The sequence below is a fragment of the Streptomyces sp. NPDC042002 genome (assembly GCF_055588305.1).
Window position 1 is genome coordinate 223,658 of sequence record NZ_JBVJCT010000012.1, and the last position, 11,809, is coordinate 235,466.

Consider the following 11,809-nt stretch of genomic DNA (forward strand, 5'->3'; position numbering starts at 1 on the left):
CGACGGCGTGACGTTCGGGGGCGTGACGTTCGACGGCGTAGGACTCGACGGCTTGGGGCTCGATGGCATGGGCTCTCCGATGCGGCTCTCAGAAGAGTCACCGTTCGGCGGATCTCAGAAGAGCCACCGTGTGGCGGATCTCAGAAGAGCCACGGTAGTGCTTGCCCGGCCGTCGAAGCAGGTCGGCCGCTTCCTGGCGCGGGCGTAGGCCTGTCGCGCGCCCCCTCTCCGCGTGCGCCCTTCGCCCTTCGCCGTCCGCCGACCAGCCCGTCCGGCTTGTCATTCGGCTGTGTCCGTCGCGGCTGTCCGTCCGTCGCCAGGCGGCTCGGCCGGTCGCCCGGCGGCCGGTCCCGCGGTCAGCGGCGCGTCACGTACACCCGGTACTTCCCCCCGGAGTCCGCCGACGCGACCTGGACGGTGAGCCCGGCCTTCGCGTCCTTGAAGGTCTCACCGGGGGAGTACGGCGCGTCGGAGAGTTCGGCCTGGACGTTGGGAGAACGGGTGCAGCCTCCGCTGTCGCGGTGGGAGTCGAACACCGTGACGGGCCCGTTTCCGGTGTCCACGTCCGCGTCGACCTTGTAGACGAGGATGCCGGGATGGCAGACCGCGGAGTCGTTGCCCGCGTGGGTGCGCAGCTCCAGGACGTATCCGCTCTGTGCGCTGGTGGGTATGACGACCAGCTTGGGGCCGCCGCGCACGGCCAGCGGGGTCAGCGTGTACTCGCTGGTGCCGTGCGCCGCCGCACAGCTGACCTGGGAGGTGTCGAGCCAGCCGAGCTTCCACTTGTGCCAGCCGAGGAGGTCGTTGTCGGCCCCCCAGTCCTCGCTCATGATGTCCCAGTGCCCGACCGCGCCGCCGCCGTCCTGGGTGTAGAGGTCGGGCAGGCCGAAGGTGTGGCCGTTCTCGTGCGGCAGTACGCGGTAGCCCGTGTCGGCGTAGGAGCCCGAGCCGTCGTCCTGGCGGCTGTAGACGAAGGACGCGTTGGCGACAGGGACGCCGTCGGCGACCGGTGCCTCGGTGTTGCCGGCGAAGGTCACGGACAGCACGGTGTCCAGCGCGGAGGGCCCGGCATTCGGTGTGACCAGCACGTTCAGGATGTCGTACGAGCGGAAGTCGACCTCGGGATCGGCCGCGGCCACGATGTCCTGGACCAGTTCGCGGTACCCGGGGTCGAAGGGCGCGCCCCGTTCTATGCCGTACTCCTTGAAGGGCTTCGGCATCCGCAGCCAGTGCCGGACGGGGGCCTCGGGGCGGTAGTCGAGGCGGCCGTAGGAGGCGGTGCGGAACCATTCCTGCGTCTTCGGGAAGAACTCGCTGTACCGGTCGAGCGCGCTGCCCTTTCCGGGCGCGTCGGAGAAGTCGACCATCAGGGTCAGGGCCCGGAGGGTGCCGGTGGAGCGGGCGTATCCGGGCGCGGTCGGAATGCCTTCCCCCATCTGGACGCCGGACGGGCCGTTGATCATGCAGGGGCCGAGCGCCCTGGAGCGGGCCAGCGCGGTGGAGCCCGCCGTGGCTGAGCCGACCGTCAGGTGTCCGGTACCGGCGGAGGTGCTGACCGCCAGCGTCAGAACGGTCACCGTGACGAGCGCGGCCACACGGCGCGGGCGTATCCGGCGGCTGGACGGCTGCATGCGGTGGCCCTTCGCTCCACGGCAGCCACCGGTCTCCGACTGCACCCTTTCGATCACCCTGAGTCGCCGACGCGCCGGGCGCGCGCTGGGTGGGCCCGATCGGGTTTATCTCCGGAAGGACCTGAAACGGCCTCCGCCCGGGAGGGCGCGGCGCCGTCGCGAGGGCTCCGGGAGGCCGGACGGAAGGCTGGGGGAGGCGGGACGGGCGGCTGGGGGGCGCGGGACGGAAGGCCGGACGGACAGCCGGGGGGCGCGGGACGGAAGGCGGACGGACGGCCGGGGGGAGAGGTGGGGGACGCTGGATTACCGCTTTCGGCGGTGGTGTGACACAGGTCACATATTTCTCTCCCTGGCCGGGAAATAACCGGGGATCGTTTCCCCGTTTAGCCATACGTCCGAGCGAAACGGGGAACGAGTCCCCGGATCGCATTCAAGCTCCGAGATGCTTCGAGGAGTACGCCGTGGAGACCGCAACCCCCGTGCAGCGTCGAGTGGCCCGGCCCCGTGCCGACGCCCTGCGCAACCGGGAGCGGATCGTCGCCGCCGCCCGCGAGATGTTCGTCGAGTTCGGTGCCGAGGTGCCGTTCGACGAGATCGCCCGCAGGGCAGGTGTCGGCAACGCCACGCTGTACCGCAACTTCCCCGACCGCGACGCCCTCGCCCGCGAGGTCGTGTGCTCGGTGATGGACCGCACCTCGGAGTGGGTCGAGGAGGCGCTCGCCGTGGGCGGTGACGCCTTCGAGTCGCTGAGCGGCTTCGTGCACTTCGCCGCCGACGAGCGCATCGGCGCCCTGTGCCCGATGCTCTCCGAGAGCTTCGACCAGAACCATCCCGACCTGGTCGCCGCGCGCGACCGGATCACCGACCTGCTGCAGCAGCTGATGGCCCGCGCGCGCGAGGCCGGACAGCTGCGCCCCGACGTCGAGTTGGGCGATGTGATGATCGCCGTCAGTCAGCTCACCAGGCCGCTGCCCGGCACCGCGTGCCAGGGCATCGACCGCTTCGTGCACCGTCATCTGCAGCTGTTCCTGGACGGTATGCGGGCTCCGGCCCGCTCCGAACTGCCCGGAGTGGCCGCCAACCTGGAGGAACTGCGACGAGTGTGACCGACGCGTCAGGCGCGGTGACCGATCGGCCGACGACGGTCGACCCACCGACGGCCGATCGACCGCCTGCCGGCGCCTCGGCCTGCCGATGGACCGACAGCTCGACCGACAGCTGGACCGACAGTTGGAGTGACCGGTCGATCGGCCACCGATGAGCCCGGCGCCGGGCGCCAGTCAGAACTCGTAACCCGAACTCGTACTCAAAACTCGCCACGCATCGCCCGTACAGCTCGTGCGGCTCGTACATCTCGTCCGCGTCGTGCACGTCGTGCGGCTCGTACTCGTCACACGCGCGAGGCGCACTCGTCATCAGGGACGAGCCGCGCCGAGCCGTTCCCGGCCGTCAACGTCGACGAGCCGTCCCCTTTCGCTGAATTTTTCGCTACGAAGTCCCGGAGTGGGTACCCCCATGTCTGAAGCAGGAACCATCAAGGCCGTCCCGGACCCAGCGTCCGACGCGCACAGCAACCGCTGGAAGGCGCTCGTCTTCATCGCGCTGGCCCAGCTGATGGTGGTGCTCGACGCCACCATCGTGAACATCGCGCTGCCGTCCGCCCAGCAGGACCTGGGTATTTCGGACGGCAACCGGCAGTGGGTCGTCACGGCCTATGCCCTCGCCTTCGGCGGTCTGCTCCTCTTCGGCGGCCGTATCGCCGACCTGTGGGGCCGCAAGCGGGCGTTCGTCGTGGGTCTGGTCGGCTTCGCCGCGGCCTCCGCGCTCGGTGGCGCGTCGCAGAGCGGCGGGATGATGTTCGGCGCCCGCGCGCTTCAGGGCGTGTTCGGCGCGCTGCTGGCGCCCGCCGCGCTCTCGCTGCTCGCCGTGATGTTCACCGACGCCAAGGAGCGCGCCAAGGCCTTCGGCATCTACGGTGCGATCGCCGGTGGCGGTGGCGCAGTCGGCTTCATCCTCGGCGGTGTCCTCACCGAGTACATGAACTGGCGCTGGACCTTCTTCGTGAACATCCCGTTCGCGATCATCGCGGCCGCGGGCGCGTACTTCGTCATCCGTGAGCCGAAGGGCGGCCGCAACCGTTCGCCGCTCGACATCCCGGGTGTGGTCCTGTCCACCCTCGGACTGGTCTCCCTGGTCTACGGTTTCACCCGCGCCGCGTCCGACGGCTGGGGCGACTCCGTGACCGTCGGCCTGTTCGTGGCCGCCGCGCTGCTGCTGGCCGCGTTCGTGCTCACCGAGTCCAAGGTCAAGGCCCCGCTGCTGCCCCTGCGTGTCGTCACCGACCGCAACCGCGGTGGCGTCTACCTCTCCCTCGGTCTCGCGATCATCGCGATGTTCGGCACGTTCCTCTTCCTGACCTACTACCTGCAGATCGTGAAGGGCTACTCGCCGATCTCCACCGGCTTCGCCTTCCTGCCGATGGTCGCGGGCATGATCACGGGCTCCACGCAGATCGGTGCCCGTCTGATGACCCGGGTCGCGCCGCGGCTGCTGATGGGCCCCGGCTTCCTGGCCGCCGGGCTCGGCATGCTGCTCCTCACACAGCTGGAGATCGGCTCGTCGTACGCCACCGTGGTGCTGCCGGGGCTGCTGCTCCTCGGCCTCGGCATGGGTACGGCGTTCATGCCGGCCATGTCCCTGGCCACGTACGGCATCGAGCCGCGTGACGCCGGTGTCGCCTCCGCGATGGTCAACACCTCGCAGCAGGTCGGCGGCGCGATCGGAACGGCCCTGCTGAACACGATCGCCGCCTCCGCGACCACCGTCTACATCAAGGACCACATGGCGGGCGCCGGCACCAAGGCCCAGCAGCAGCTCGTCCAGGCGGAGGGCATGGTGCACGGCTACAGCAACGCGATCTGGTTCGCCGTCGGCATCCTCGTGATCGCCGCGGCAATCGCCTTCACCCTCATCAACACCGGCCGTCCGGGCGCCTCGACGGTCGTCGGCTCCGGCACCGGCGAAGGCGCGGAGGACGAGCTGAAGGTACCGGTCATCGCGCACTGACGACACTCGCTCACTCCGGTACTTCGAGCACTTCGAGTACGAACGCGGGGTGGGGACGCCTCGTCCGTACGAGTCACGAGTCCGGGCACTGCCCCGGCTCCCAGCACAGGGAGCCGGGGCAGTCCCTTGTCCGGGGGTCCGGGCTCCCTGCGCGATCACGGTCTGGCGCAGCCCCTCCCTGTGCGATCAGGGCGATCAGGGGCCTTGCGCAGCCGCTCCCTGTGCGAATTGCGAAGAGGGGGTCGGGGTCCAGCGGGGCCTAGCGCAGCCAGGGCAGATCCGCGCCCGCGTCCTTCGGCTGGAGCCCCTCGGCGATGATCCGCATGGCCTCGCCGAAGGCCTTCTGCTGGTCCGGGCCGAGCCGGTCGAACAGGGCCTGGCGTACGGCGGCCACATGGCCCGGCGCCGTGCGCCGCAGGACTTCGTAGCCTTCGTCGGTCAGGACCGCGAACTGCCCCCGCTTGTCGGACGGGCAGTCCTCGCGGCGTACCCAGCCGCTCTTCTCCAGGCGTGCGATGGCGTGCGACAGCCGGGAGCGGGTGATCTTCGCGTTCATGGCCAGTTCGGTCATCCGCAGCCGGCGGCGCGGTGCGTCGGCCAGCTGCACGAGCAGGCCGTAGTAGATGTGCGGCATGCCCGCGTCGCGCTGGAGCTGGCGGTCGAGGTGGTCCTCCAGGAGGGTCGTGGCGTGCATGTACGCGCGCCAGATGCGCTGTTCCTCGTCGGTGAGCCAGCGCGGCTCTTCAGCGGGGGCGGGTGCCGTGTTCATGTACTCCACTGTACGAGCCCCTTCTTGAAACTTAAACAATCCAGTCGTAGTCTCGTCCCACCGGAGAACTTGAGACTTTAAGCAACTGCTTCAACTGCTTCAAAGGTCAAGTACTGCCGCCGTAGGATTGAACTCTCTGGAGGGAGCCGCCATGTCCGCCGCCACCGAGGAGCGCCCCGCGCCGGAGCGCATGCCCGCCCTCTATCTCAGTCATGGTGCCCCGCCGCTCGCCGACGACCCGGTCTGGCCCGGCCAGCTCGCCGCCTGGTCCGCCGGCCTGCCCCGCCCCAAGGCGATTCTCATGGTCTCCGCCCACTGGGAGGAGGCCCCGCTCGCGCTCGGCGCGACCGAGGCGGTCCCCCTCGTGTACGACTTCTGGGGCTTCCCCGAGCACTACTACCAGGTGACGTATGCCGCCCCCGGCGCTCCCCGGCTCGCCGAGTCCGTACGGAAGCTGCTGCGCGCGCCCGGTACGCCGGTGCAGGACATCCCGGACCGCGGACTCGATCACGGCGCGTACGTCCCGCTGGTGGAGATGTTCCCCGAGGCGGACATCCCGGTGCTCCAGATCTCCATGCCGACGCTCGACCCGGTCCGGCTGTTCGAGATCGGCCGGAAGCTGGCACCGCTGCGTGACGAGGGCGTGCTGATCGTCGGCTCCGGCTTCTTCACCCACAATCTCGCGGCCCTGCGGCACACCGGCGGGGGAGTCCCCACCTGGTCGAGCGAGTTCGACGACTGGGGGCACCGCGCGCTGGAGGCCGGTGACGTGGACGCGCTGCTCGACTTCGAGCGCAAGTCCCCGGCCGGCCGTCTCGCCCACCCTCGTACCGAGCACTTCGCCCCGCTCTTCGTGACCATGGGCGCGGCGGACGCTTCCGGAGAACTCGACGCGCAGCACTCCGTGATCGACGGATTCTGGCTGGGGATGGCGAAGCGGTCGGTGCAGTTCGGCTGAGCGCCCGGCGTTCCTGACCAGGGGTGAACCGGACGGCGCCTCACGTGAACGGACCCCTGGGTTGTGGGTTCCGCCGACGGCACCCCTGGAGGGCGGTCCTACCGGGTGAGTTCCCTCTCGTACCAGGCGACGTCCCAGTAGCGGCCGAACTTGCGGCCGACCTCCCGGTAGGTGCCGACGTGCTGGAACCCGAAGCGTTCGTGCAGGCGCACGGACGCTTCGTTGGGCAGTGCGATACCCGCGTAGGCCCGGTGCAGGTCCTCGGTGGCGAGCGCCGCGAACAGGGCTTCGTAGAGGAACGTGCCGACACCCCGGCGCGTGGCGTCCGGGGCGACGTAGACCGTGACCTCGACGGAGGTCGCGTAGGCGGGCTTCACGCGAAAAGCGCTGGACGTGGCGTATCCAAGAATCGCCTGTGAATCCGTGTCCGTGGCAACCATCAGGCGGTGCGGTCCGTCTTCAGGGTGGGAGAGCAGCCACGGACGACGTTCTTCCGGCGTGAAGACGTCGGTGTCGAATGTGATGGGCGTCTCACGTACGTAGTGGTTGTAGAGGTCCGTGAGCGCGCAGAGGTCGGCTGCGGCTCCCGGCCTGACCTGCACATCTGTACGTTCTGACCGCATCAGTCCTCCCGTGTGGTGCGACAGGGTACTGCACGATCAGAAAAATCAAGGTGCGGGTTGGGAATTCTGTCCTGATTCCAGTCGTTGTTTCCATCAGATGCCGGGCACCCGGGAGGGTGAAACCGATGTCCAGGACCACCCGCAAGCCCACCACGCAAGGGAGCACGCATGGCAACCCGTGCCGTCGCCCGTCGTAAGTCCGCCACCGGCGGGACCGCCGACGCGGCACGCAGTGTTCGCGCCGGAGGCGGCGAAATCGCCGATCGCGACCTGGTCGGCATGTACCTCGACGAGATCGCGCGAACACCGCTGCTCGACGCCGCCAAGGAAGTCGAGTTGTCCCAGGTCATCGAGGCGGGTGTGTTCGCGCGGCAGATTCTCGACGGCGAGGCGGAGGCCAAGGCGGACGCGTCCCGTGAGGAGCTGGAGGCGCTGTTCGCCGACAGCGAGCGCGCGAAGGACGTGTTCATCCGCTCGAACCTCCGGCTGGTCGTGGCCGTGGCGCGCCGTTACCCGCGCAGCGGCCTGCCCCTGCTCGACCTGATCCAGGAGGGGAACGCCGGGCTGGTGCGCGCGGTCGAGAAGTTCGACTACCGCAAGGGCTTCAAGTTCTCGACGTACGCCACCTGGTGGATCCGGCAGGCCATCACCCGTTCCATCGCCGACCAGTCGCGCACGATCCGCCTCCCCGTCCATCTGGTCGAGGAGCTGGGCAGGATCCGCCGAGTGCAGCGCGAGTTCAACCGTGAGAACGGGCGGGAGCCCGAGCACACGGAGATAGCCACCGAGCTCGGTTCGACGCCGGAGCGCGTGGGCGACGTACTGGACTGGGCCCGCGACCCGGTCTCGCTGAACATGGCGGTGGACGACGAGGGCGAGACCCAGTTCGGCGACCTGCTGGAGGACACCTCGGCCGTGTCGCCCGAGCAGTCGGTCCTGACGCTGCTGCGCAGCGAGGAGCTGGACGACCTGATCGGCCACCTCGACCAGCGCACCGCCTCCATCATCAAGATGCGGTACGGCATCGAGGACGGCCGGGAGCGCACGCTCACGGAGGTCGGCAAGGAGCACGGGCTCACGCGCGAGCGCATCCGCCAGATCGAGAAGCACGCCCTGCTCGAACTGAAGAAGCTGGCACGCGACACCGGATTCGACGCGGCGGCGTAGCGGCGGAGACGCGGCGGCCCAGCTGCCAGGCCTACGCCTGCGGCGGCCCAGTGGCCGAGGGTTGCGCGGGGCGCATGGGGCGAGGCGGGTGAGCTGGGTGAGTGGGCCGTACGGGTTCATTCACCGCGAGGGCGCGAGACCCGTCCCGCCCGCTCCGCACACGGGCCCGGCCGCCACGTTGGCCACAAGTCGACCAGACATGGCCATGCAAGGCCGCTTCAACCTGCTGGGCTCTGGGAACAAGACTTCCGGGTCCACGCTTCAGGGCCCCGTCCCGGGCGGATGTACACCGCCCCCGAGAACCGAGTCCCGACGCACACCCCCCCCCGCGCCGGGACTCTCCCAGAGCCGAGCTTCGGCGCCTCCCCCCCCTGGCGCCGAAGCTCGGCTCCACTTTTGTGCCGGGGGCGGTTCTGTTCCAGGGGCGAGCCGGCGATTCGAGTCCAGGGTTCGCGTGGATCGAGTCGGTGGGCGCCGGTTCCCGCATGTGGGGCGGCTCAGGCCCTCGGGCCGGTCTCCGCCTTCGGGCTGGTCCTCGGGCAGTGTTCGAGCCGGTTCGAGCCGGTCTTCGAGGGGGCCGAAGGGGAGGGGGAAAGCGGGGCCTGCGCGGTGGGGTTTCCGGGCAGGATGGGGCGGGCCACCCCGAACCTGAACCCCGGGGTGACCCGAATGGCAGATTCTGCCACAGCGGCATAACCTGCCGTCCCTGACCGCCGGCGGGCGTCACCGGCCGACGGAGCCCTGCCGGCCTTCAAGCTCCGTCAGTCTGCGGCACTCCCCCCGCCCGGCTCAGCCGCGCACCCAAGTCCCTTACGTAATCCACCAGTTCTCTCGGCTCTTGGACCGTGAACTCGCAGTCGACCATCGCGATCCGTACCGCCAGCCATTCCACCGAGTCACCGGCGGAGGCGCGCAGGCGGCAGCTGTGCTCGTCGATCGGCTCGGGCGCGCCGACCCACGCGGGCACGCGTGCCGCGACGAAGTCGGCAGGCGCGGCGAAGGTGACGTCGAACGTGTACGTCTCCTGGCGCCGGTACATCGACTGCCGCAGGAATTCGGCGGCGTTCCCGGTCGGCAGTTCGCGGGGTGCGAACCGGGCCCCCGTCGCGAAGGGCTCGGTCACCCGGTCGACGCGGAACGTCCGCCAGTCCTCACGGTCGAGGTCGTACGCGACGAGGTACCAGCGGCGTCCGGTGGAGACGAGCCGGTACGGCTCGGTCAGCCGTTGCGACGGCGTTCCGTCCCCCGAGCGGTACGCGAACCGCAGCCGCTCCTGTCCCGCCACGCTCGACGCCATCACTGTCAGTGTCTCGGGCGCGATGCTCGCCCCGTCTCCGCTGGTCAGGGGTGTGGTCGCGGCCTGGAGCGTGGACACGCGATGGCGCAGCCGGGACGGCAGCACCTGTTCCAGTTTGGCGAGGGCCCGTACGGAGGCCTCGTCCACGCCCGCGACCGCGTGCCCGGCGCCGGCCCGCAGGCCCACCGCGATGGCCACCGCCTCCTCGTCGTCGAGGACCAGCGGCGGCATCGCCTTGCCCGCCACCAGCCGGTAACCGCCGTCCGCGCCCTTCGTCGCCTGCACCGGATAGCCCAGCTCGCGGAGCCGGTCGATGTCACGGCGGACCGTGCGGCGGGACACCCCGAGGCGCTCGGACAGCTCGCCGCCAGGCCACTCGCGGGGCGTCTGGAGGAGGGAGAGGAGCTGCAGAAGCCTGGCCGGTGTATCGGTCGTCACCCTTTCCAGGGTGCCGCAGAACTAGGACATGATCTGACCTAATCGAGGCCTACCTTTACGGCATGACCTCCACCGACATCTCTGAGACAGCTCTCAGCAGCCCGGAACCCGGCGCGGCGGCCGACCGACGGCGCTGGTTCGCCCTCGCCATCGTGATGACCGCGGCCTTCATGGACCTGGTCGACGTCACGATCGTCAACATCGCGATCCCGTCGATCCAGCGGGACGCGGGCGCCACGTTCAGCCAGATCCAGTGGATCACCGCGGGCTACGCGCTGGCCTTCGCCGCGGGACTCATCACCGGTGGGCGGCTCGGCGACATCCACGGCCGCAAGCGGCTCTTCCTCCTCGGCATTGCCGGTTTCACGCTCGCGTCGGCGCTGTGCGGCTTCGCGGCGAACCCGGAGATGCTCGTCGCCTCGCGCATCCTGCAGGGCGCCATGGCCGCGATGATGGTGCCGCAGGTGCTGTCGATCGTGCACGCCACCTTCCCGGCGAACGAGCGCGGCAAGGTCTTCGGCCTCTTCGGCGCCATCGTCGGTCTGGGCGCGGTCTCGGGCCCGCTCCTCGGCGCGCTGCTCACCGAGTGGAACCTGTTCGGCCTGGAATGGCGGCCGATCTTCCTCATCAACCTGCCCGTCGGCGTCGTCGCGCTGATCCTGGGCCGCCGCTTCATCAGTGAGTCCAAGGCTCCGCGGGCCCTCAAGCTCGACCTCGTCGGCGTCGCCCTCGTCATCCTCGGCCTGCTGATGCTGCTCTACCCGCTGACCCGCGGCCGTGAGCTGCACTGGCCGCTGTGGGGATACGTGTCGATGGCCGGCTCCCTCGTCGTCTTCGCGGTGCTGGTGGCGTACGAGAAGCGGAAGACGGCCCGGGACGGTTCGCCGCTGGTCGAACTGTCACTGTTCAAGGTGAAGAGCTTCGCCGCGGGCATCGCCGTGCAGACCGTGTTCGGTGTCGCGCTCGGCATCTTCTTCCTGGTCTGGACGCTGTACATGCAGATCGGGCTGGGCTGGAGGCCGCTGCGGGCGGGGCTGACCGGGGTGCCGTTCTCGATCGCGGTCTCGGCGGCGGCGGGCATGTCGGTGCAGTTGCTGGTCCCGCGCTTCGGGCGCAAGGTGCTCCAGGCGGGTGCTCTGATCATGGCGCTCGGTGTGCTGCTCTACATCTGGGAGTCCGACCGGTACGGCATGTCCATCGCCTCCTGGCAGATGGCCCTCCCGCTGGTGGTCATGGGCGCGGGCATGGGCTTCATCGTCGCCCCGCTGACGGACGCGGTGCTCTCCGAGGTCCCGCGCGAGCACTCGGGTTCGGCCTCGGGCCTGATCAACACCGTGCAGCAGATGGGCAACGCGCTCGGCCTCGGTCTGGTCTCGGTCCTCTTCTTCGGCGAGATCAGCGACCGTCTGACCCCCGCCCAGGTGGGCCCGGCCTTCGTGAACGCCTTCCAGCACGCGCTGGGCTGGGTCGCCGTGGTGCTGACCGTCATCTTCCTGCTGATGTTCGCCCTGCCGAAGCGGCCGGCACAGCATGTGGAGGGCGCGCGGGACGAGCCGGACACCCAGGACCAGACGGACGCCAAGGATCAGAACCAGAACCAGAAGCAGAATTCGAACCAGGGCCGGAACGAGGGTCCGAACCAGGACCGGAAGCCGGAATTCGTCGGCTGATCCCTGCCCAGGTCCGCCACCACCCGCGCGACGCGGAGGTCCGAACCGGAAGGGGGGGGGGGGGGGGGGGGGGGGGGGGGGGGGGCGGGGGTGGGGGGGGGGGGGGTGGGGGGGGGGGCGAACGCAGGAGCACAGAACGGTCTGGTCGCGAGGCCGAGGGCGAGGAGGGCGAAAAGGGCAACTGCTGGGC

The 11,809-nt window shown here is 69.8% G+C and carries 9 protein-coding genes; 5 read left to right on the forward strand and 4 right to left on the reverse strand.

Features of this window, described 5'->3' with window-relative positions; genetic code table 11:
* Nucleotides 1-356 precede the first annotated feature (356 nt).
* Nucleotides 357-1,631: a M6 family metalloprotease domain-containing protein gene (locus ACZ6KY_RS20360; protein WP_469311665.1), complete on the reverse strand. Its 1,275-nt coding sequence runs from the start codon at nucleotides 1,629-1,631 to the stop codon at nucleotides 357-359.
* A 461-nt stretch (nucleotides 1,632-2,092) separates the two neighbouring features.
* Between ACZ6KY_RS20360 and ACZ6KY_RS20365 the strand changes: the two genes are divergently transcribed.
* Nucleotides 2,093-2,737 carry a TetR/AcrR family transcriptional regulator gene (locus ACZ6KY_RS20365; protein ID WP_469311666.1) on the forward strand — a complete coding sequence of 215 codons (645 nt, stop codon included), beginning with the start codon at nucleotides 2,093-2,095 and terminating at the stop codon, nucleotides 2,735-2,737.
* A 409-nt stretch (nucleotides 2,738-3,146) separates the two neighbouring features.
* On the forward strand, nucleotides 3,147-4,697 hold the full coding sequence (locus ACZ6KY_RS20370; protein WP_469311667.1) for an MFS transporter: 1,551 nt from the start codon (nucleotides 3,147-3,149) through the stop codon (nucleotides 4,695-4,697).
* A gap of 259 nt (nucleotides 4,698-4,956) precedes the next feature.
* Here ACZ6KY_RS20370 and ACZ6KY_RS20375 read toward each other — a convergent pair whose 3' ends face one another.
* The gene (locus ACZ6KY_RS20375) at nucleotides 4,957-5,466 is read right to left on the reverse strand and encodes a MarR family winged helix-turn-helix transcriptional regulator (RefSeq protein WP_469311668.1); all 510 of its coding nucleotides are present in this window, start codon (nucleotides 5,464-5,466) and stop codon (nucleotides 4,957-4,959) included.
* Between the two features lie 151 nt (nucleotides 5,467-5,617).
* Here ACZ6KY_RS20375 and ACZ6KY_RS20380 point away from each other — a divergent pair, with 151 nt between their 5' ends.
* A complete protein-coding gene (locus ACZ6KY_RS20380) occupies nucleotides 5,618-6,424 on the forward strand; it encodes a dioxygenase family protein (RefSeq protein ID WP_469311669.1) in 807 nt (268 codons plus the stop codon).
* Nucleotides 6,425-6,522: 98 nt separating this feature from the next.
* Here ACZ6KY_RS20380 and ACZ6KY_RS20385 read toward each other — a convergent pair whose 3' ends face one another.
* A complete protein-coding gene (locus tag ACZ6KY_RS20385; RefSeq protein ID WP_469311670.1) occupies nucleotides 6,523-7,047 on the reverse strand; it encodes a GNAT family N-acetyltransferase in 525 nt (174 codons plus the stop codon).
* A 168-nt stretch (nucleotides 7,048-7,215) separates the two neighbouring features.
* Between ACZ6KY_RS20385 and ACZ6KY_RS20390 the strand changes: the two genes are divergently transcribed.
* Nucleotides 7,216-8,214, forward strand: coding sequence for a sigma-70 family RNA polymerase sigma factor (locus tag ACZ6KY_RS20390; RefSeq protein ID WP_469311671.1), 999 nt, complete (start codon nucleotides 7,216-7,218; stop codon nucleotides 8,212-8,214).
* A 751-nt stretch (nucleotides 8,215-8,965) separates the two neighbouring features.
* Here the strand turns inward: ACZ6KY_RS20390 and ACZ6KY_RS20395 are convergent.
* The gene (locus ACZ6KY_RS20395; protein WP_469311672.1) at nucleotides 8,966-9,949 is read right to left on the reverse strand and encodes a helix-turn-helix transcriptional regulator; all 984 of its coding nucleotides are present in this window, start codon (nucleotides 9,947-9,949) and stop codon (nucleotides 8,966-8,968) included.
* A 62-nt stretch (nucleotides 9,950-10,011) separates the two neighbouring features.
* Here ACZ6KY_RS20395 and ACZ6KY_RS20400 point away from each other — a divergent pair, with 62 nt between their 5' ends.
* Entirely contained in the window at nucleotides 10,012-11,619 is a 1,608-nt protein-coding gene (locus tag ACZ6KY_RS20400) for an MFS transporter (RefSeq protein WP_469311673.1), read from the forward strand.
* The last annotated feature ends 190 nt before the right edge of the window (nucleotides 11,620-11,809 follow it).